This window comes from Wolbachia endosymbiont of Drosophila nikananu, assembly GCF_028981865.1.
Classification (GTDB): Bacteria; Pseudomonadota; Alphaproteobacteria; order Rickettsiales; family Anaplasmataceae; genus Wolbachia; species Wolbachia pipientis_B.
Genome location: NZ_JAPQLL010000021.1, coordinates 1 through 23377, shown reverse-complemented (window position 1 = coordinate 23377; position 23377 = coordinate 1). Strand labels below are relative to the sequence as shown.

Annotated in this window: 15 protein-coding genes, 1 tRNA gene and 2 pseudogenes; 8 read left to right on the top strand and 10 right to left on the bottom strand. The window is 34.4% G+C overall.

Features of this window, described 5'->3' with window-relative positions:
- Positions 1-138 precede the first annotated feature (138 nt).
- Positions 139-1102, top strand: a pseudogene (locus OZD67_RS01580) (IS110 family transposase).
- Between the two features lie 386 nt (positions 1103-1488).
- Here the strand turns inward: OZD67_RS01580 and OZD67_RS01575 are convergent.
- The 8 genes from OZD67_RS01575 to OZD67_RS01540 all read right to left on the bottom strand — a co-directional run bounded on the left by OZD67_RS01575 (position 1489) and on the right by OZD67_RS01540 (position 9687).
- Positions 1489-2340, bottom strand: coding sequence for a P44/Msp2 family outer membrane protein (locus tag OZD67_RS01575; RefSeq protein ID WP_182183942.1), 852 nt, complete (start codon positions 2338-2340; stop codon positions 1489-1491).
- Positions 2341-2455: 115 nt separating this feature from the next.
- Positions 2456-4456, bottom strand: a complete 2001-nt coding sequence (locus tag OZD67_RS01570) for a type IV secretory system conjugative DNA transfer family protein (RefSeq protein ID WP_182183940.1) — start codon at positions 4454-4456, stop codon at positions 2456-2458.
- A 30-nt stretch (positions 4457-4486) separates the two neighbouring features.
- Positions 4487-5479: a P-type DNA transfer ATPase VirB11 gene (gene virB11 / locus OZD67_RS01565; RefSeq protein WP_182183938.1), complete on the bottom strand. Its 993-nt coding sequence runs from the start codon at positions 5477-5479 to the stop codon at positions 4487-4489.
- Position 5480: 1 nt separating this feature from the next.
- On the bottom strand, positions 5481-6929 hold the full coding sequence (locus OZD67_RS01560; RefSeq protein ID WP_182183936.1) for a TrbI/VirB10 family protein: 1449 nt from the start codon (positions 6927-6929) through the stop codon (positions 5481-5483).
- 16 nt (positions 6930-6945) lie between these two features.
- Positions 6946-7746 carry a P-type conjugative transfer protein VirB9 gene (gene virB9 / locus OZD67_RS01555; RefSeq protein ID WP_182183934.1) on the bottom strand — a complete coding sequence of 267 codons (801 nt, stop codon included), beginning with the start codon at positions 7744-7746 and terminating at the stop codon, positions 6946-6948.
- Complete coding sequence (locus OZD67_RS01550) at positions 7733-8413, bottom strand: VirB8 family type IV secretion system protein (protein ID WP_182183932.1); 681 nt, start codon at positions 8411-8413, stop codon at positions 7733-7735. Before OZD67_RS01550 ends, virB9 begins: the two co-directional genes overlap by 14 nt.
- A 72-nt stretch (positions 8414-8485) precedes the next feature.
- Positions 8486-9568, bottom strand: coding sequence for a GTP cyclohydrolase II (locus OZD67_RS01545; RefSeq protein WP_182183930.1), 1083 nt, complete (start codon positions 9566-9568; stop codon positions 8486-8488).
- Positions 9569-9599: 31 nt separating this feature from the next.
- Positions 9600-9687, bottom strand: a tRNA-Leu gene (locus OZD67_RS01540).
- A gap of 175 nt (positions 9688-9862) precedes the next feature.
- On the opposite strand from OZD67_RS01540, the gene OZD67_RS01535 reads away from it, so the two are divergent.
- The gene (locus tag OZD67_RS01535) at positions 9863-11128 is read left to right on the top strand and encodes a metallophosphoesterase family protein (RefSeq protein ID WP_182183928.1); all 1266 of its coding nucleotides are present in this window, start codon (positions 9863-9865) and stop codon (positions 11126-11128) included.
- A gap of 27 nt (positions 11129-11155) precedes the next feature.
- Here OZD67_RS01535 and dnaA read toward each other — a convergent pair whose 3' ends face one another.
- A complete protein-coding gene (gene dnaA / locus OZD67_RS01530) occupies positions 11156-12538 on the bottom strand; it encodes a chromosomal replication initiator protein DnaA (RefSeq protein WP_182183926.1) in 1383 nt (460 codons plus the stop codon).
- Between the two features lie 327 nt (positions 12539-12865).
- Here dnaA and OZD67_RS01525 point away from each other — a divergent pair, with 327 nt between their 5' ends.
- Complete coding sequence (locus OZD67_RS01525; protein WP_182183925.1) at positions 12866-13603, top strand: type I glutamate--ammonia ligase; 738 nt, start codon at positions 12866-12868, stop codon at positions 13601-13603.
- A gap of 3 nt (positions 13604-13606) precedes the next feature.
- On the opposite strand, the pseudogene OZD67_RS01520 reads toward OZD67_RS01525, so the two are convergent.
- A pseudogene (locus OZD67_RS01520) lies at positions 13607-14237 on the bottom strand (hypothetical protein).
- 175 nt (positions 14238-14412) lie between these two features.
- Here OZD67_RS01520 and OZD67_RS01515 point away from each other — a divergent pair.
- The 5 genes from OZD67_RS01515 to ubiA all read left to right on the top strand — a co-directional run bounded on the left by OZD67_RS01515 (position 14413) and on the right by ubiA (position 22759).
- Entirely contained in the window at positions 14413-17487 is a 3075-nt protein-coding gene (locus OZD67_RS01515; RefSeq protein WP_182183923.1) for an efflux RND transporter permease subunit, read from the top strand.
- 88 nt (positions 17488-17575) lie between these two features.
- Positions 17576-19138, top strand: a complete 1563-nt coding sequence (gene nusA, locus OZD67_RS01510) for a transcription termination factor NusA (protein ID WP_182183922.1) — start codon at positions 17576-17578, stop codon at positions 19136-19138.
- A gap of 9 nt (positions 19139-19147) precedes the next feature.
- The gene (gene infB, locus OZD67_RS01505) at positions 19148-21472 is read left to right on the top strand and encodes a translation initiation factor IF-2 (RefSeq protein WP_182183920.1); all 2325 of its coding nucleotides are present in this window, start codon (positions 19148-19150) and stop codon (positions 21470-21472) included.
- Between the two features lie 9 nt (positions 21473-21481).
- Positions 21482-21898 (top strand): ribosome-binding factor A, encoded by a 417-nt coding sequence (locus OZD67_RS01500; RefSeq protein WP_182183918.1) that lies wholly within the window; start codon positions 21482-21484, stop codon positions 21896-21898.
- 3 nt (positions 21899-21901) lie between these two features.
- Entirely contained in the window at positions 21902-22759 is an 858-nt protein-coding gene (gene ubiA / locus OZD67_RS01495) for a 4-hydroxybenzoate octaprenyltransferase (RefSeq protein ID WP_182158489.1), read from the top strand.
- The last annotated feature ends 618 nt before the right edge of the window (positions 22760-23377 follow it).

Here is a 23377-nt window from a genome sequence, read left to right as displayed (position 1 = left end):
TAAGACGGTAGTATTATAACATACGTAGATAGTCAAGGTACTCAAGCCTATCCTTCGAGACGTTTGAATAGTTGTTTGGGACATATATATGCACCCGTTTACAATCTTAAACTTTAACTAAAACTCTCGAGGTTATTTATGGTTACATCTTATCAAAATTTTATTGGCATTGATATTGGAAAACTTGAATTTGTTACTGCAGTTAATGAACAAAAAGGTGTCATCAAATTTGACAATAGTTGTGTTGGTTGGAAACAATTCTACCAAAAATTTTCAAATATCTTGCCTAACTCCATGGCAATTTTAGAAGCTACAGGAGGTTATGAGCTTGGCTTATTGTATTTTCTTATTGATAGAAACATTGCTGTGCATCGTGCTAATACTCATCAAGTTAAAAACTTCATTCTATCTCATGGAACTTTGGCAAAGTCTTGATGCAAAAGCGCTTGCCCAATATGGTTCTGAGCGGTGTAGACATCTGCAGCTATTTACACCTATCTCAAAAGAACAAACCACCTTGTTTGCACTTTGTCAGCGTCGTGACGATATTACGAAAATGCTTGTTCAAGACAAGAATAGGCTAAAAACTCCTGGAAATGATTACATTAAGGAAAGTTGTCAACAAGCTATTGAATTCCTCAACAACCAGGTAGAAAAGCTTGATCAAGCTATACAAAAAATAGTCAATGAAAATCCTGAATTGCAATGATGCCAAAAAATTCTTGAAACAGTTCCTGGAATAGGTAGAAAAACCTCTCAATGTTTATTGTGTCTCATACCGGAACTTGGTTCTTTAAATAAAAGGCAAATTTCAAGCCTTGCAGGTGTTGCGCTTCATCCTAAGGAAAGTGGTAAAGCTATTGGCTACCGAAGGATTATAGGTGGAAGAAGTAACGTTCGTTCAAAGCTTTTTACAGCAGCCATGGCTGCTGCAAGGTCCAAATCTGCACTTGGTGCCTTTTATTCTAAGCTTATTGAAAGTGGTAAGAAGAAGATGGTGGCTATAACAGCTCTAATGCGAAAAATTATAGTAATTGCTAATGCAAGACTTAAAGAAGCAATTAATTTGCATACTCTTACAACGGTAACTGAAATTGGCTAATGAATATGTGCGTCCACACAGACTTAAAGCACATATTCATTAGCTAAGCAGAAATTGTTGTGACAGCTGTTTGATATAAAATTTTATTTCTATGACACACGGGTTTTTATTGCCCACATGATTGAACAAAGTTACACAAATAAAAAATTTTTAAAAAAACATAGTTGATATCTGGGATCTATAGCTAACCCAAGAAAGGTTTCCCTACGTCATACCGCCGCGGCATCTCAGCATAGATTCCGCTAACAAGTAGCGGAATGACGGACTTGTTGTTTTTCAAATTGTAGGTAAACCTAAGCCACTTTAGCTATATATTTAACTAGATCCTATGGTCAAGCCATAGGATGACAGGAACGGTTTTATACATTTTTTAAAGGGCAACATGTTTAAGCTTTACTAGCAAAATGGAAAGTAAGGCCAGCCTCTATGCCGTGTGTGTGAAATAGTTGATTACCTACATTTATATCCTCTTTTAGTGCATCTTTTTCATCAATAATACTAGATGTACCATTTGCTTTTTTTACTGCTTTCTGCATTGCTTGAAATGTAAAATTGTTACCCATAACACCAAAACCTCTATATCCGATATGCATATTTACATCTTCGTTTATGCGATAATCAAAGCCAGCTTTTAATTGACCTGCGGGTCTTATTGACGGTTTTTCAAACATCGTCATTCTTGTTGCACCGATTCCAATACCAACGTAAGGAGAAAAAGAGAAACGGTCACTTTTCCAATGATGATAAACATTTGCCATTACAGATATGTTCTCAATTTGGTCATGATTCACTATAGCACCATATAAATGTTTTTCTTCTGCACTATTTTGATCTTTAACTACTTTTACGTATGACGCCGTCATTTGACTGCTTGCTAAACCAATATTATCCACTTTTACAGAAGAATACATCCCTTCCAATTCAGCCCTATAGCTGTTGTTACCCAATTCTCCTGTGTAACCAAGTGCCACATTTGCAGCAAAAGGTGGATTGTAATCTCCTTTATACTTACTTAGTAATTGACCTTCTGTATTCTGAGCACTCCTGTCATTTACAGATACATTATTGGTAGCTGTAGCAGCAGTATCTCCAATTTTTGCTTTCAACTCACCTATGTAATTTAAATATTGACCGTAATACCCACTACCAAAGTAAAATCCTTCTGTTTCACCTGCAAAGGATTGTTGTGATAACAACAAAGCAAGTGCTGTAACTGCTAATGTTTTTTTACTAATCATTACTACTCCCCTAGTTAAATTAGCTAATCTAATACTAATTAATTAAAAATGGTTTAATATGAAAAACCTAATTATTTTGCACTTTTCTAAGCTAAAAAATAGGCAAAATCAACCTTTATTTTTGATCATTTTTTAATTTATCGTCAATATCCTCATCTTCAAATTCATCCTCCTCGTCTTCGTCATCAAACCCATCATCGCTCCTCTCGTCATCAAACCAGTCATCATCATCTTCAAACTTATCGTCAATATCTTCGTCTGCAAATTCATCTGATTCATCATACACCGCATCTTCTGTTTTAGTTTCAGCAGGATAATCAACTGAGTTAGGCCCCTCAAGAGCATTATTCCCCTCGTTATTAACCTTATCTTTGCTCGCAGCAGCAGAAAGAACTTTGTTTGGGTCATATGGTTCTTGTGTAGGCACACGAGTTTGCTTGAGCAGTCTTTTTGTGAAGGTGCTATCACTATAGTACAAAATTTTCTTTGATTTAATTGGGTAAGTCGACTCTATTAAAATTATCTGATCGTCGCGTGGCAACATAATAACTTCTTGAGGCAATAGCAATGCCCTCTGTGTTTCAGAGATATGCAACGACCTTGAAGCAGGATTTAAATCTAAAAATTTAGGCTTATTCAACGATTCTTGTTGTACAGTTTTGTTTCCTATAAGTTGCGATATTAAATTAGCTGTTTCAATATTATTGGCTGCAAAAGTTATTCTGTAAGTCGAGTTTGACAAAAAGGAGTTCATTCCTGCTTCTTCGTATATTCCTTTGAGCTGCTCAGTATCTTGAACAATTAAGAATAACCTAACTCGATAACCACGAAAATATGCAATACCTGTTTGAAATTGCTCCATTTTTCCAAGTGTAGGAAACTCATCCATTAAAAACAATACGCCATAAGGCTCGTCATCTGATGGCAATTTCCTACATAGAAACTCAGTTGCCTGTTGGTAAAAAACCTGCATTAAAGGCCTGAGCCTAGTCAAGTTGTCAGGAGTTAAACCAACATAAACTGTAGTTTTCTTCTTTTTAAAATCTAAAATATTAAAATCACTTGACGCAGTTGCAGTATCAATCAATGGGTTTGCCCACAATTCAAGCGATGAGTTCATAGTTGATACAACACCCGACCTTTCTTTATCAGCTTTTTGTAAAAAAGCTGCAATATTCATATATGCTACAGGGTGTATTATCTTACCCATTGTATCAAGAGCAACAGCAAGATTATAAACTACGTCATCACTACGCATCGTACGCACAACTTCACCAAAAGATTTAACTTTCTCTGGTGTAGCAAGTAAGTATAACACCACTCCAACAAATAAGCTTCTTGCTTCATTTTGCCAAAAGTCTTGTTCAGGCATGATGAGGTTAGCTATTTTTTGCACATCGTCAACCATCTGCCCAGGTTTTTTACTAATCCATTGTAATGGATTATAACAGTGACTTATTCCATCTGGCTGCGCTGGATTCCATACGTATACTTTTTGTCCTTGTCGTTCTCGCCAACCACTTGTTATTTCATAGTTTTCTAATTTTATGTCGTGTACAATTACTGAGTCAGTCCAAAATAATAAATTAGGAATTACAAAGCCAACACCCTTACCAGAACCTGTAGGTGCAAATAACAATGCATGCTGAAACCCATCAGCAATAAAGTATCCTCTTTTATCTTTACCAAGCAATAATCCCTTTTTGCTTCTTAATCCTGCTTTTCGTATGTCTTTCTCTGATGCCCACTGCGAGTCTCCATGAAGTGATTCTTTCTTTTTAAATGGTCGCCACTCAATTATCCTTTCTCTTAAATTCCATAAGATAATCATTAAAACAACAATAGGCATTGTAGAAGATAGAATTAATTTAAATTTGAGCTCAAGGCTATATAACTCTGGGTGGTGCCAACAATATTGTATATGATCAAAAATCGTTGGCCAAAGAGCTTGAGGAAAAGGTGTCAAACTAGGATTAATTGCCTTAAAATCCACAGCATCCGGACCGTCAACTAATAGAAAGAACAATATACCAGATAGATAGAAGCAAAACTCAAGTACGCTAAAAGCTACTACACCTCCTATGAGAATATTACGTAGGTGATTTCCATTACTCATAAACTACTCTTTTTTAACTTATGTATAAATTTAAGCATTTTTGCTCGCAGATCTAGTAAATAATATCTCAGAAATGCTTCTTTTGTCCCCACCGGTTCTTTTTAGCTGAATAACAATATCAATCACATTTCTAATGTATGGTATAATTTGGTCTGGAGGAATGCCAAGATTTGCCTGCATAACCATCAATTTTATTTGCTCAAGGGCCATTGTTGGACTATCCGCATGAAGGGTTGATATTGATCCAGGGTGACCAGTATTTATCGCCCTAAGAAAACTAAAAGCTTCCGCTCCACGGAGCTCACCAACTATTATTCTGTCTGGCCTTAAACGTAAGCACGCCTCTATCAAATCTTGAGTGGTTACTTTTGCTCTACCCTGCCCTCCTTTAGAGGCAATTAGATGGACTTTATTGGGATGTTCGTTCAAAACGATTTCCCTTGCATCCTCAACAGTAATAATTCTTTCCTCAGTTGGAATAGCACGCAAAGTAGCATTAGTAAAAGTAGTCTTACCAGTGGAAGTTCCACCGCTAATTATAATATTTTTCTTACTTATTACAGCGTATTCTAAAAACTCTTTTATTTTTTTTTGCCTTAACAGTAAATCCAAATGACGGTCAGCTGGATTATCAGTTGCTTCTGTAACAGTTTCAGAAAAAGCCCCCATTTTTTCGTAATCATCGAGTGCTAATTGCATGCTAGAAGGCTTACGAATCGACATGACTACTTTATCAGGTTCACATGCTGGTGGAAATACTATCTGTATACGATAACCATTTGGTAATGTCGCCGAAAGTAACGGTGCTTCTTCGCTAAGTTTTTGTTCTGTAGCTTGAGCAATCAGTCTACCAAGAGATTTCAAATGGTTAAGATCGAATACTTCTAATTTTTCACACCTTATTTCACCGCGATTTTCAATCCATACTTCCTTTGGCTTATTTATTGATATTTCATTTATGCCTTCTTCTTGAAATATGCCTTGTAATGGCTCCAAATATGTGTCAAGTGCAGCATAGTTCATTTCATTGATTTAATATTGCCTGTGGAGGAAATACTATATCTTGGTTAACAAATACTTTCAATGCGGTGCCTTGATTAACATAAACAGTTGGTTCTTTATCTGTATGTTTGTTAACTATATCTCGCATATCTTTAGAAAAATCATTGATTGACTTCCCTATTGCTTCTTCATAAACAGACTTGCTTTCTCTTTGAAATTGTTGTAACAGTTGATTTACATCTTCCAGGCTTATATTCACATTACCCTCATTAACGCTTAGTGCTTTTGCTATTTCCTTTTTCATTATTTTCAGCAAATCCTGCTCATTTTTAGCGTTCCGAATTTTTCCAATAGCTCCAAGACCAAGTTTCCATTTGTCACTAGATATTTTCTCTTCTCCTTCTAATTTAATAACATCTTTGAGTGAGGAAAGATCTATTTCAGTTGCAGTAATAGATCTCACCATGCCCACAACGGTTGATTCGTTAACAAGATTAGAAGCTTTTTGCCCTATAACAGCTGAACCAATCGAAACACCAGCAAGTGCAACTGAAGAGAATAATGCACTTACTATTTTATTATCAACTATTCCTGCAATGCCTGCTCTACCAAGCTCGTCAGTACTAAGTGATGAGATAGCAATATCTATTCCGTGAGGAAGAATCACTCTGTTCCAATTTATATTTACACGAGCTCTTGCGACATTCGAGTCAAATGAATAACTGCCTATCAATCTTGAGCCTTTAGGTATTAAAACTGTATCACCAGTTTCTGCATAAACATCTCTACTCACCATAGCACGCAGCATTCCTTGCAGATCACAGTTTATTGCAGTTTCAAGAACGGCATCAATAATTTTACCTTGAGTAACCATTAAACCAAGCTTTCCTACTCTGGTAGCTTTGCTCGATTGTGCTGAAGTGTCAGATAAAATAGCAGCAGCAGCCTTGTTCTCTCCACCATCACTTGAAATTGTTAACATTTGTACACTACGTCTATCTCTAGGATAACCGCCACCCCCTATTGTAGGAAACGAGGTAGGTAAATTGCCCATAATATTACTAGAAGGAAAATTTTGCTTTGGCAAAATAGGTATATTTGACACAGGAGTTTCTTTTGGTTTCTCTTCTTCTTTTCTAATTTGTTTTATTTCTGGTATGATTGGTGGTGTAGGAAGAGGAGGTAAGGGTGGTAAGGGATCAGTTATTATTCTTTCAGGAACCATTACATTATCTGGAATTTGTTCCAACTTTCCCTTCAATTCTTGAACATTTTGCTTTGTTTCCTCTTTTTTAATAACTTCTGAACCCTCTTTATGAGAAGGACTAAAATAGAGATAATACACTCCACCAACCAGAAGCACTAAAATAATGACCATCAATGCCCTATGACCTTGATTAGAGCCAACTGTTACTACCTTGTTCTCTATTTCTGATTCATCTTCTGAATTGTTACGCCTTTCTTTATTCATATTGCATATACCACAGCTAAAGTGACCTATTTATAATTTCAACTTCACCATCTTCATAACGCATAAATAGCTTTTTATGTACTCCTTTTATTATAACATAATCATCAAATAACAGCCTTTTACAAGGTTTATCTTCCTCTTCTACAAAAATCTGAGGTATTCTATTATTATTTCTAAATTTTAAATAGGTTAAATAACCATCATCAAATAGCTCAATTGGAACTATATCCGCATTACCACCTTCATCAATATATGTATAATTGTACTTCGTATCATTTTCTTGTATTATTTTTTCTGGCTTATCTGTAGTATATTGCATTTGAGTAGGTAAAGAAACCTCATCTAAATCAACATCAAATTCACCTTCTTCTTGAGGATAATAAAAACGTACTACGTAAGATATATCCTTTTCAGCAGAATAATCGTGACCCACTTTCTTAGCATCAGTATCTGGGTATTTATCGTAGTTTGGCCTTGAGATTAAATCAAAAATGTAATTTCTTTTTTTAGTTGTCGTAATGATCATGTTAGTGCGGCTACTAACTTCAAATGGCATGATAAGCAATTTATTGTCATAAGGATTAATTTTCCAACTTGATGCATCACCAACAGCGATATTTTTAACTTTTTCTCCTTCTGCAAATTCAATATAAGAATAGTAACCTTGACTAAAAACCACCGTAAATACTTCATTAGGGCTATACACAAAAGTCTTTATTCTACTATCTACAGAAATAGGCTCATTATAATTAATGGATGCGTTTAAATTGCTACTTACAAGTAAAGCTAAAACTAATAATATCCTATACATATTCATCATCTACTCTATATAAAATAACTTGAAATCCTAATGGGTTAATATATCTTTGCTGATCATCCATTTCAAGCGATGCATATCTATATGACATAATAACTATCTTATTTTTTCTTGTGGAACTTCCATCTTTCCGTGTAAATTCCACAAAAAACCTCACCTGAAGAGCATCGTTACCCAATTTTTGAATTGAACGAATTTTAAATTTATTTTTGGTATCTAAGTATAAATTAAAAAGATCATCCATATTCTGCGATCCTATGTAATTTCTAAATTCATTATACACATTAGATGAGGAAAACAACCTCACCTTTGTATAATAATTATAATTATAATGATATGGATCAAAAACCTCCCTTGCTTTTATATACTCTGAAATAAAATATTCGTTTAGCGCTTCATCTGCAGAATACTGCTTTACTGTGACAGGATCAACCAATTGTACTATTCCTGATTTCTTCTCAATTTCTATAACAAATGGCTCAATAGTGCTACTTGTGCTAATTTTAAATATGACTAATATGCTGATAGAGATCGTTGCTAATAATATTAATGCAAATAAAAGTAGAATATTCCTTTGAGCAACAACTGTGCTGTAGCGGTTTGAATTCCAATCTATATCCTTATCTAAGGATTCAGTATTTTTTTCTCGCTTAAAAAATCTTAGCATTTTAGTATTCCTAAAAATCTTAACTTGTGTTAATAAACATAGTAAATTAACAAAGTAGTTACAACAAAAAAGCTAAAAAACTCTTAACTTATGGCCTAGCTTACCAAACTTTGTCTCCATATATGAATCGTTATATTTATTACGTTCCACAATAAGTGGTAGACACTTTGTAACTCCTATACCACTATTTTCCAATTCTGACAATTTCCTATTATTGTTTGTAAGTAATTGGATTTTGTTAATGTTCAATTTCTTAAGCATTTTAGCTGCAATAGCAAAACTCCTTTCATCATCTTCAAAACCTAATATTCTGTTTGCATCAACAGTATCAAGATTATGTCCTCTTTGCACACTGTACGCTCTTAACTTATTAGTTAAACCAATGCCTCTTCCATCTTGCATCAAATACAATATAATACCACTTCCAGAGTCAGCTATCATTTGAATTGCTTGATGTAACTGACTTCTGCAATCGCATGATAAGCTATCTAACAAATCACCCGTATAGCACGAAGAATGAATTCTTACTAATGGTTCGCCATCTTTATCTGGATTGCCAATGATAATTGCATGATGTTCTTTTCCGCCACTTTCGGTTCTATAAGATATGATATCTACTTCTTGAGTCTGTTTTAAAAATAATGATGTCTTGCACACTTCATACACACTCTGATTTTGTTGAAAATCATTTACGAGTAACGTATCTAGTACAATAATGTCATTTTCTTTACACCAATTTCGCATTTCATGCTTATTCTCAAAAGTCATATCAGCCACTAACGCGTATGGCAATAATTCTGAGAACTTAAGCAAGGCAACAGCATACGCATCTATTGTCTTTGAGCATTGCAACTCTTTTATGCTATCTTCCTTTGAACAGTTTATTAAATGGAACAGTTCATCAAAATTGCTTATCAACAGACGTTTGCTGCTATGTTCTTTATTCTGAGATATGTATTTTACCTTACTTGAAGTTAAAGTAACATATACATTACTTGATATAAGCTTGTATTGATTAAACAAATCTCTTTCTAAAACCTCAGCAGCAGCAAGCAATAGGTAATTACTTTCATCATATATTACAATTGGCCGGCCGCGCCTGACTTCGCTGATAGCTCTTTCTACCTTATTGCTACTTTGATTTCCTATAAACATTTTTACCCATATGAAACAGCGATAAAAAAACTGGTGCGGCCGAGAAGACTCGAACTTCCAAGGCCTTATGAGCCACAGCGACCTCAACGCTGCGTGTCTACCAATTCCACCACGGCCGCACTATATTCTAGTTTTTATATAATTATTTTAAATTACTTAATCATTTTAGAATTTTTCATCTAGAGTGTCAATCTGATACTAGAATAATCTAGAAATTACTTGTATAATTTGATTATAAATTTTAATCATTTAAGATAACCTTACTAATAATTTTTAACTTAGGTTTTTATACAAATGAATGTAGCTAGTATCTTTATTTTTTTAGCTCTCTCTCTTATAACTAGCTTTCATTTCGTCCATGCACAGATATTATACACATGGTCTCAAGTTATCCCAGAAAATAAATTAAGCATACGTGCAATTACAGACAATGACATGTGTCCCATTGTTTATGTCGATGGCGAAGAAATAGAAATGCTGAATCGCAGCTCAATTAACAATGGTGATCATAACGAAACAGTTTGTGAACTGACAGTACGAACAAGTGCCAAAAACATTAGTATTGAGGATCTACGAGTTCCTATATTACCAGAAAAGGTTAATAAAATTGCTTTTATTGGTGATACTGGTTGTAGAATCAATATGTTATTTCAGCAGGAATGTAATTCGGTAGATAGCTGGCCTTTAAAAAAAAATTTAGATTCAATCACTCTTCATAAACCAGATTTAATTATCCATGTTGGTGATTATCATTATAGACAAACAAAATGTAGAAATACAAAAAAGTGTGGCGATATTTATGGATATAATAAAAAAGCTTGGTACGCTGATTGGTTTGAGCCTGCAAAGGATATTTCATTACAATCCCCTTTCCTTTTTGTTCGTGGAAACCATGAGAGTTGTGATAGAGCTTATGAAGGATGGTTCAGGCATCTAGATTCATACCCCTTTTCGTCTGAAAAATGTGAAAACTTCGTTTCTAGTTGGTCCTTAGATGCTGGACCGATGAAATTTTTTATCTTCGACTCTTCATTCGGTGAGGATATTTTTACAACCCGAAGCACAATTGATGCTTTTGAAAGGCAATTTGATAAATTGATACAAGATAAGCCTACGTGGTTTTTAACTCATAAACCGCTTTGGAGATCTCCAAAAAAAGAATTTTTGACATTAAAAAGCCATGGTAATCTTACACAAATTGAAGCTTTTGGAGATAAATTTCCAAGCAATGTTACTACCATAGTTTCTGGCCACATTCATATAGCCCAGATTTTATTAATGGATAATGTTCCAGACCAGATTATAGTTGGAAATGGCGGTGCATCATTACACGCTCAAGACCAAGAGCGTGTTTATCAAAATGTAGAATTCGACTATCCAAATGGTAGAAACTACTTAGCACACGAGGTTAGAAATTTTTTCGGCTTTGGCTTTGCAATACTAAACTTAGATGATCACGAATTTACCTTCTATAATCAACACAATAAGGAAATGTATTCTGCGAAGCTAACAGAAGATTTTAAACTTAAACGGATTAAAACTATAGTAGATTCATTTTAGGACTTGTTATTAGCTATTTTAAAAACGCTACTTAAACATTTTTTTCAATCGATTGATTTCATCAGCAAATTTTGAGTCGGTCTTTATAAAATTTTCTACTTGTTTTACTGCATGTATAACGGTAGCATGGTCTCTGCCACCAAAGTTTCTCCCAATATCTGGTAGGCTTTTTTGCGTAAATTTTTTGGCAAAATACATAGCTATTTGTCTTGGCCTTGCAAGACTGCGAAGTCTTCTATTGGATTGCATATCTGCAACCTTTATATTGAAAAATTCAGCTACTTTCTTTTGTATTTCTTCTATTGTGATCGACCTATGATTTGACCTAAGAAGATCGATTAGGGTTTCACTAGCTGATTCTATCGTCATACTTCTTCCAATTAATGAGGTATGGGTAACCTTATTTAATGCTCCTTCTAATTCTCTTATATTAGATTTTATGTTCCTTGCTAAAAACTCTAGGACATCTTTCGGAACATACATATTCATCTGCTCCACTTTTGCCTGCAATATACCAAGCCTTAATTCAAAAGTTGTTTCATTAATATCTGCCACCAACCCCCAACCGAGTCGTGATCTTATTCTTTCTTCCACTCTATCAAGATCACTAGGAGACCTATCAGCTGATATAACCAATTGCTTATTTTGGTCTATCAATGCATTGAAAGTGTGAAAAAATTCTTCTTGTGTACTATCTTTACCACCGATAAATTGCACATCATCTACCATCAGTACATCCACTGATCTAAATTGCTCTTTAAATAACATAATGTCTTTGCTTCGTAGAGCTGTAATATATTGGTACATAAACTTTTCTGCTGATAAGTATACTACCTTTCTTTTTGCTGATGGAGAATTGACTATATGCCAAGCTATGGCGTGCATTAGATGTGTTTTACCAAGCCCCACTCCGCCATACAAAAATAAAGGATTGCTACCTAGTATTGGATCCACAGATTCTGCCACACGCTTTGCTGCTGTAAATGCCAATTCATTCGGTTTTCCCACTACAAAATTATCAAAAGTGAACCTTGGATCAAGTGGCGAGCCAAGACTATGATTACTATCCTCTCTATCTTTCAGTATAACATTAGAATTTAGATTTTTTTCTTCAGCGACCTGAATATCAATAGAACGTATACTTTCATTCTTGTTTTGCCATAATGATAATATCTTTTCCATGTAATGAACTGTGATCCACTCTTTTATAAACCTTGTTGATACAGACAATAAGACTTCTCCATTTCTGCTGCTAACAAATTTAAGTGAACTTAGCCAGCTATTGTATGTTGCTTCTCCATAAAGATTATAAAGACAACTTTGGATTTTTTCCCAAGCGGTATTATAATCCGTCATTGTAACAATCTGGTCAAAAAACATAGTAGAAACCTTAGGGTTAATTAAGTTCATACACCACACCAAGAAAAAAAATAATAATTAGAAAATATAAGATAATCAATAGTTTACTATAAAATAAAAAGCTAATACTACTTAAACACACGCTAAAAATTATGGTGATTTTTTGATGGGTTGTAAAGGGTATAAAAACACTAAAATTGATCATTTTTATTTCACAAAAATGATCAATTTGTAAATGTCGCTTGTATCGAGGATTAGAAGCATGCTATTTAAAATAGTAATACATTATGTATAAATAAGATGTTAAATTTACTGGCAAATAAGTAAAGTATTCATATAAATATAGCTAACCTAATATAGATTTACTGAAGCAAGTTTATGATTATATTAAGTAATTCGAGTTGTCATGCTGTATTCGGTATTGAACTAGAGTTTTACATTGAAGGAATAGAAAAAGAATATTTATTTCTGAGTAGCATCAAAAATAAAATAGCATCTCTTGAATTTTCTTGCGAGAAGGAGAATTCTACACATCAATATGAGATAAAAAGTGGTTGTTACACGAACTCTGACAATTTAATTAAGCATTTTGAGTTAGCGAAACAATTACTTACTGAAACAGCACAAAAATTTGGCGGGAATGTTTCTTTTAAAGCAAAGCCTTATTTGGATAGAGCAGGCAGTGCATTAAATGTGCATGTTAATCTCGTGAATTCAAATAACGATAACTTATTTTATATCAATGAGCAAAAGTATAGTGATTATTTGATTCATAGTATTGGTGGATTATGTGCAATGATGAAAAAACATATGTTGTTTTTCGCTCCAAATGATGATTCATATTTAAGATTTCAGTACCCAGATATTCATACTCCAACTACAATTAGTTGGGGAGTAAATAACAGAACTGCTGCGATAAGAATTCCCTATTTTGGCAACGATTCCAAAAGATGCCGCCTAGAGCATCGTGTTCCTGGAGCAGACTGTAACCTTGAAAAAGTACTCACAGCAATAATTGAAGGTATAGTTTTTGGTATAGAGAACAAAACTGCTCCGCCAAATAGAGTGTATGGCATTGCATCTGATTCTCAATATAAGATGAAGAGGTTAATATAACAACTATCTATCAAATCCTAATCCATTAAACCCCTTTTGGGTAATTGGCTGTTCTAGCATTTTTCTTACATCATTATCTACATTTCCGTACTGTAATAGCAAGTCTACAGGAGAGAGTTTTTTCGTACTTATATTGGTAAGGTCGCCCGATGGCTGCTCAGGAAGTGGATTACCAAGCGCATCCATGTTGTTTAGGTAAAGATTCCATAACAATATTTGTAGCACTAGAAACGAAATGACTATCTTTAGTATCAGCGCTTTTAGAAAGTGAATTACCTTTGAAATCCATATGTTTAGGTAGTCCATTTTTCATTTCTTCTTCTAGCTCAGCTTCAGTTCTTTCTGGTTCTTTTGCGGTATCTTTTTCTTCACCTTCATCAACACTGCTATAACCTTCATCTTCTGAAACTTTATCTCCTGAAACACCAGTAATTTCAGCAGGCTGTTCTTTTTTAGTTCTTATTTTATGAATCAGCAAAAGTAATAAGTAAGTAACTGTAGCCGCAGAAACGATAATGGCTATCTTTGCAGCAATGTGAATTGCTGTTAAAAATATTAAAGCTGATAAAGCCCCAGCTAGTCCAGACACAATAACTTTATTTTTGCCTTTTGTTATATTTAGAATTGCCACCATAATAACCTCTCAAATGCTGTTCTAGAATTATTATACAGAAATTTTCTTATACTTGCAATTTTGCGAAAATTTTAATTATTTACGTAAAGTTTTAAAGCTATACAAGGATTAATTAATATGCAATGTATCTCGACTATAATATTGTACAAACGCACATATTCAGTTAACATTCAACATGCAGAGCTTACTCATAGAGCGAAACAGGGCGGTGGTATTATTACTTATAGTAATTTTTATCTTCGGTTCATACGTTTATGTAAAAATGCCAAGGGAAAGTAACCCTGATATACAGATTCCTATAATCAGCGTGTTTGTTGGGCTTCCTGGGATTTCTGCTCAAGATAGTGAAAAGCTATTAGTGCTTCCTATAGAAAATGAACTAAGATCCATCGAAGGTGTAAGAGAATTGAGAGCTTTTGCAACTAATGATGGTGCTCACATGATACTCGAATTTGGAACAGAGTATGATAATAAAGAAGTGTTTGATAATGTCCGTTCAAAGCTTTCAAACATAAAATCGAAGTTACCTGTTGAAGCGGAATCTGCGATAATCAATGAAATAAACTTGAGCTTATTTCCGATACTCAATGTCGGCTTAATTGGTAATTTGCCAGAAAGAGCCTTAACTGAAATAGCACGCAAGCTAAAGAAAGAAATAGAATCTCTGCCAAATGTTCTCAAAGTTGAAGTGGCGGGTATGCGTAAAGAAACAGTGGAAGTTATAATTGAGCCCACAGTTCTAACAAAATATAACATTCAATCAAACGAAATATTCCAAGCTATATCAAGCAATAATAGACTAGTGGGAGCTGGGTCACTGGAAAATGACACCGGTAAATATTCGATTAAAATATCAGGGTTATTAAAAGATATAGAAGATATTATGAATATTCCTATTAGATCTCAAGGCAATGCAGTTTTGAGAATCAAAGATATAGCAAAAGTATACCCTAGGTTTGAGGACCACCAAGGGTTTGCTCGCATTAATGGATTACCTAGTGTCGTGCTAGAAATTTCAAAACGTAACGGAAAAAACATAATAGACACAGTAAATCAAGTAAAATACTTAATGGATAAGGCAAAAGATCAATTACCTGAAAATTTAAAAGTGGTGTACTTAAATGACCAGTCAAAAAACGTCCGCGATGTGCTTGATGACTTGGAAAACGGCATAATATTTGCTGTGTTGTTAATATTGATCATAATGATGCTTTCTATGGGAACAAGGATTGCTATTCTTGTGGCACTCTCGATACCCGGTTCCTTTTTCATTGGGATAATAGCTCTTTACTTTATGGGCATAACCTTAAATATCGTTGTGCTCTTCAGTTTAATCATGGCTGTTGGCATGCTGGTTGATGATGCAATTGTGATTAGCGAATATGCCGATAGAAAGATGATCTGCGAAATGGACAAAGTAGAAGCCTTTCACACTTCAGTTCGTGATATGTTTTATCCAGTTCTATCATCAACGTTAACTAAATTAGCAGTGTTTTTTCCTCTATTATTCTGGCCTGATACTGTTGGTAAATTCATGCAGTATATACCAATTACAATAATTTTAACTTTAACTGGATCGCTTATTATGGCTTTGGTTTTTATACCAACACTTGGTGCAATATTTGGCAAGCCTTCGATAACTTCAAAAAAAGAAATAAAAAAAATGAGTGCTATAGAAAGTGGTGAGATAAAAAATGCTGGGCCTATAATAAGAGCTTACACACGCATGCTAGAGAAGGTTTTAGATCATCCTAAAAAATTCATATGTGCTACTGTATTCGTCCTGTTTTCATTTAGTGTGCTGTACTTTACCTTTGGTCCTGGAGTGAAGTTTTTTCCGAAAATGGATTCAGATAATATTTTAATCAGTGTTAAAGCAAAAGAAAGCTTATCAGCTAAGGAACGAGATCTGATACTCAAAGAAGTGGAAGAACGCATTTTGAGCGTTGAAAAAGAAATTCATGTTTCTTATGCTAGATCAGGAGCATTTTCAGACAACGTTATCGCCAGAATTCAACTAGAACTTATGGATTGGCGCTTCAGGCGCAAAGCTAAGCACATATTAAACGATATAAGAAGCAGTGTGCAAGACATGAAAGGAATAATAATTAATGTTCAAGAGGAAAAGTTAGGACCGTCGGCTGACAAGCCAATACAAATTAACCTCAGCGGAAGTGCATACAATCTGAATCTAGCAGCAGAAAAAATTCTAAAAATTATGGACCAACCTTCATCCGGGTTTATAAATATTCAAGATAGCAGATCAGCACCTGAAATAGAGTGGAATATGAGTGTTGATAAGAGTAAGGCTACAAGTTCTGGAGTAAGTGTTGCAACCATTGGCGATTTTATAAAGATGGTTACAAATGGAGTGTTGATTGGAAAATATAGACCAAATAACACGGATGAAGAAATCGATATTGTACTCCGTTTCCCCAGAAGGGACCGCAACATGAAGACTATAGATAATCTTTTTATCAATACAGTTAATGGCCCGCATCCTATGAGCAACATAGTAAAATATGCTCCCGAAAAAAAGGTAAACAAACTAAATAGGATTGATGGATTACGTACAGTGACTATTTCCGCTGATGTGGATACAGGCTATCTTGTTAATGAAAGAGTAAAGTTCATTCAGAATTCTATTGCCCAGGATTGGGACAAGGGAGTAAAAATTGATTTTAAAGGCGACAAAGAAGATCAACAAAAATCAGGAACATTTTTGTTAAAGGCTTTTATATTAGCAATTACACTAATGATATTGGTATTAGTGACACAGTTTAATAATGTATACCATACATTTATCGTAATGACAGCAGTGTTTTTATCCACAACATGTGTGTTTTTTGTTTTCTTTCTTATCCAACAAGTTTTCGTAGTTGTTATGTGTGGAGTGGGGATAATTGCTTTGGCAGGAATTATAGTGAATAATAACATACTATTGCTTGATGCCTTTCATCACCAAATTAAGGTACACAAAAATGACACCAAGCGATGTGTAATAAACGCTGCAATTTCTCGCGTTAGGCCAATATTGCTTACCGTTGCAACCACAGTTCTTGGTTTAATACCGATGATTACCAGGTTAAATATCAATTTTTTTATGCTACAAATCACGTATGATTCTCCATCAAGCCAGTGGTGGGTTGACATTTCAACAACCATAGCAAGTGGAATATTGGCTGCAACGGTCTTAACTTTATTCTTTACTCCGGCGTTGCTTGTCATACAAAGACATGAAAAAACTTGACTTAAATTAACAATCATTTAACATTTAAGATAGCGTTCTTTGCCCGTTGAAGCTATAATTATAACTAATTACATTGGATTTATTTATTATGATTGCTAATCGTAAAAGCAGTGTTAAACAGAAAAGTAACAAGAATAACATAGTTGGAAGCCTTGATGTAATAAAAACAGCAGGAGAACTTTCACTTCAAAAAGGTTTAGATTTTAATGTTGTAATAAAGGCACTAGAAAGTGCTATAGAAGCAGTGGCTTATCAAAAATATGGTAGCAAAAGTAAAATTGTAGTTAATATAGATAGAAATACAGGCAAAGTTACTTCATACAGAAAACTAAAAGTTATTGATGACGAATCAAATGAAGAAGAGAACACTGAGTATGAATCAATTACGCTGACACAAGCTAAATTAATAAAAGGAGATGCAAAAGTTGGAGATACTGTTAGTGAATTGCTCTCTCTTAACACTGATCTTGCTTCAGCAAGGATTGCCCAGCAAAAGATTGCTCAAATAATTAAAGATGAAGAGTCAAAAAAGCAATATGAGGAATTTAAAGATAAGGTGGGAGAAATAAGGTATGGTATTGTTAAACAAGTAGAATATTCAGATCTTATTATAGACATAAATGGCACTAGGGCATATCTTCCATTGCGAAATTTGACCGGTGGTGAATCATTTCGTGAAGGCGATAAGGTTAAAACTTACATACAGACCGTTAAGCGCTCTGATGATGGACGTCAAATTATTCTTTCTAGGACTCATGAAGGCTTTTTAGAGGCATTATTAAATCAAGAAATACCAGAAATTGCTGACGGGTTAGTAACAATTAAAGGTATAGCTAGAGACGCCGGCTCAAGGTCTAAGGTTGCTGTTTTCTCTCCTGACAAGAACATTGATCCAATAGGTGCTTGTGTTGGAGTTAAGGGAGATAGAATAAAAACTATTATACACGAATTAAATGGTGAAAAAATTGACGTTATAAATTACTCCTCAGATTTGGGTCAATTTGTTATTAAAGCCATTACTCCTGCAGAAGTATCGAAGGTTATTATTGATGAAAATGAAAATTGCATAGAGTTAATAGTTGCTGAAGATCAATTGAGTTTAGCTATAGGAAAAAAGGGCCAGAATGTAAGATTAGCTTCAGAGCTTGTTGGATGGAAAATTGAGATATTAAGCACTCAGCAAGAATCAGAAAGGCGAAGCAAAGAACTTAGTCAATGTTCAGCTTTATTTGCTGAAGCTTTAAACTTAGAAGAGATTATGGGTCAGCTATTGGTAACAGAAGGTTTTTCAAGCGTAGAAGATATATCCAGCGCTTCAATTAAAGAGCTTGCTTCAATAGAGGGCTTTAATGAGGATATTGCAAATGAACTTCATAATAGAGCAAACAAGTATCTGAAAGCAGAAAATGATAGAAAAATAGAAGAGCTAAAAAGTCTGGGTATGGAAGATGATGTAATCAATTTAACTTTATCAATAGACAATAAAATTGCTCTTAGTAAACATGATATTAAGACTTTAGAGGACATAGCAGATTTATCAAGCTATGAGTTTTGCAGCATACTCTCTTCCTCAGCTGATAGTAAAGAAAATCTAAAAGATACAGTAGACTCAATAATCATAGAAGCACGTAAAAAGCTTGGGTTAATATAATAAAATAATATGAATAATGAAGATATCAGTAATAAAAAATTAACGCTCCAAGGCTTAAGCAAGCTTAAATTAGACCTCAATTTAAACTCTTCAGCTAGCCCAAGTACTGGAGCTACAATAGTAAAAAAAAGAAGAAAAAAATCTCATGATGCAGAAGAACATAATTTATTTGACGAGAGTAAATTAGGTTCTTTAACAGAGAAAGAACAAATTTTCCGCATTAATGCTGTGCAGAATGCTGCTTTGCTGAAAGAAAGAAATCAGAGAGAAGAAAAAGAGAAAACAGCAAAAGAAGATAGCAATAAAGAGATTGACGAGAAAAATGAAGCGGACACTTTATCTAAAGAAATAAATAAGAAAGTTTTAAGTAATACTCACTTAGTTGAACTAAGAGAAGACAATATTGACTATGAGGGCGACGATAAAAAGTCTTCTAAAGTCAACAAAGATATATATTCTAAGCATTCTAAACTGATAATTGCACAGGCAATAGGTGAAAAAACTGAACAACCCCCTGTATTTAAGCAAAGATTTGGTATAAGAAGTAAAAAGTCAAAGTTTACTAAGGGTAAAAATATATCAAGAGAAGTTATTATACCAGACAAAATAACTATCAGGGAGTTATCTATTCGCATGGCAGAAGATAGCAAGAGTGTGCTAAAAATGTTCAAAGAAGAAGTCGGTGAGAGTTATAGAGTGGATGATTTGGTAGATCCAGATATAGCATCTGAAATAGTGGAAAAATTTAATCATACGGCTAAACGAGTGAGCGATACCAACAGAGAAAAGGATTTATTTTTTATAGAAGGCAGAGAAAGCCTGCCTAAAAAACCTAAACCACCAATCGTCACTTTTATGGGACACGTCGATCATGGTAAAACCTCACTGCTCGATGCATTTCGTGAATCTAATGTTGCAGAAAGAGAGTCAGGTGGCATAACTCAACACATAGGTGCTTATCAAATGACAACAAAAGATAAGCAAAAAATTACTTTTATTGATACACCAGGACATGAAGCGTTCACTGCGATGCGTGCATGTGGTGCAAATATTACTAATATAGTTGTAATAGTAGTTGCAGCTGACGATGGAATCATGAAACAAACAGTTGAAGCAATAAATCATGCAAAAGCAGCAAATGTTTCTATTATAGTTGCTATTAATAAAATTGATAAATCTGAGCCTGGTGATGTAGAAAAAATAATTAATAGTTTGCCTCAATATGATCTCATCTCTGAAGAGCTTGGTGGTGATATTATGATTGTGCCAGTATCAGCAAAAAAGAAAACTAATTTAGATAAACTAGAAGAGGCGATTTTGTTAATCGCTGAATTAATGAAGCTAGAAGCAATAGAAGATTGTCGAGCACTTGGATGGGTAATAGAATCCAAAATAGATAAAGCGAAAGGAATATCAGCTACATTGATAGTTGAGGAAGGAACGTTAAAGGTTGGTGATATATTGGTAGTTGGTACAACATACAGCAAAGTACGTAGTATGGTTAATCACCTTGGTCAAAGAGAAAAAGCAGCACTACCCTCCGCTCCAATTGAAATCACTGGTCTAAATGGCGTACCAAATGCCGGAGATAAATTTGTTGTTGTAAACTCTGAAAAGCAGGCGCGTGAAATTGTTGAATACAGGCTAGAATTGATCAAGAAAAAGAAAGAAGATTCAGACGATAATAATTTAGATATATTCAGTCGTAATAACAGTGAAACAGAAGAACTATCTGTAGTTTTAAAGTGCGATGTAACTGGTTCTATTGAAGCAATATCAAGTTCAATTGATAAACTCGGTAAAGACCAAGTGAAATTAAATATCCTACACAAAGCAGTAGGAGGGATAACAGATTCAGATGTGCTGCTTGCAGAAGCATCAAGTGCAGTAATTTTAGCTTTTAATGTAAAAGTGGACTCAAAAATAAGGGACTTGGCAAAACAAAAAGGTGTAGAAATACATACTTATAACATAATATACGAGCTCATTGACGACATGAGAATGTATTTAACTAAAATGTTAAAGCCTGTTACACGAGAGGTGCGTGTTGGTTCTGCATCTGTGAAGCAAATATTTAACGTATCTAAAGCTGGTAATATCATTGGATGTTACGTAAGTGATGGAGTCATAAGAAAAGATTCTTTAATTAAGGTAGTGCGTGGTGGCAAATTGGTGCATGAAGGAAAGTTAAAAGCACTACGTAGATTTAAAGATGATGTTAAAGAAGTAGGTGTAAACTTTGAATGCGGAGTATCACTAGAGGGTAATATTGATATTAAAGTTGGAGATATTTTGGAAGCTTATCAATTAGTGCAAGAAGAAAGGGTGTTATAGTAGATGGATATGAAAAAGGAAATTAGAAACCTAAAAATAGCATCGGTATTGCATAGAGCAATATCAAGAGTCCTAATGGAAGGTAAGGTGTTCAATAAAAATGTAGCGGTATCTGACGTAAAATTAAGTAAAGATCTGAAAAAAGCAGATGTATATATTGTGTTATCTTCATTGAATATCCAAGTAGCTGACTACTCAGATTCAGAAAAAAGTACATGGATTTCAGCATCACGCATTGGAGATCCTTCTGAGAATAATTGTGATATTAACACTGTTGTTAATGAAATGAACCAATCTGCATGGTCAATACGTAAATCTATATTGTGTTATGTTGATTTGCGATTTATACCTGAGTTAGTTTTCAAGCCTGATTTAGCGTTCGATAATTTTGTTAATGTAAGCAAAATATTACATAATCACACTTAATTAATGTATTTCAACCATTACTTTTCATTAATGAGATTGCACAGTTTAACAGGTTTATGGCTTGTGCTATTTCCCAGTTTGAGCGGTATTCTTTTAGCCTCAACTTCTCTATCGTATCAGGCTCTTTTTCTCCTTGTTTTGTTCACTATAGGTGCATTTTTAATGAGACCTGCAGGGTGCATAATCAATGATATTTTCGATAGGGAAATAGATGCGCACGTTGAACGAACAAAATATAGGCCACTTGCAAGTGGTGCATTAAACATAAAGCAGGCTTTGGTTTTACTCTCACTGCTACTATCTATCGCTTTGGTAATTTTATTGTTAACTAATAAAACCACACTCATACTTGGAATAATCTCAATGTGTATGATAGCTACTTACCCTTTATTAAAGCGGTATGTTTGGTGGCCACAATTGTTCTTAGGGTTTACCTTCAATATGGGATCGCTCATGGGCTCAGCAGCAATAATAAACCAGATCAGTATAGAATCCTTGCTGTTTTATATAGGATGCGTCTTTTGGACACTTAGCTATGACACCATATACGCTCATCAAGATAAAAAAGATGATGAAAAACTCGGAATGAAATCTACCGCATTATATTTTGGTGATACAACAAAATCTTGGTTGAAAAGATTTTATTTAATATCTCTTATGACGTGGCTATATGCTGGTATCTTATCATCATTAAATAACATCTTTTATATTGCTTTACTTGCTGTAGGGTTCATATTTCACCGCCAATACAAAAATTTCAATCCTGACGATCCCAGTCAATGCATGTCCATATTTAAAAATAATTCCTACGTAGGGTTGCTTCTCTTTTTTGGCATCCTTTTAGATAGAATTATCACCTAGGTCTCAAGAGTTTTGGCTCTAATGAAGTCAATAAGCTCAGGTAGCTCGCAGAAACGAAAAAACTTACTTGACAAACTCCGCCACCTCCCTTATCATGATAGTGAAGGTATTCAGTTATCTTCATCTGTGCAGATTAAACAGCAAGAAAACAACGTAGTTGGCGTCTTATTTTTAATTTTTTGCACTATGTGCATCCTATGTCTTCACAACATTTCTAGGTTTTTGCCTATATAAGCTGAAACGCGCTTATAAGTCGTTTAAGACAGTACAGTACGCCAATTTGCAGGATTAGGGAGTAAACACTAATTACCACGGGATTTCTTTGCCTTTTTTTCTGCTTAGTAAATTTCTTAAACATTTTAGCTAAGGTTAGTTGCGGTTTAAAAGCAGCTAAATTGCAGTGTTTAAGACTTAAAAAACGCCAAATACTGAAAATAGACAATGACCAGGGCTTCTTTTGCCTTCTTTTTCATTTGGTAAATTTCTTAATGTTTGCAACTAAACGACAACCGTCATCCCGCTACGAGTTAGCGGCCAAGAGATACCGCGAATGAATCGCGGTATGACGGTTCGTGGTGGTATGACGGTCTGCGGCGGAATGACGGTTAAGCAATTCGT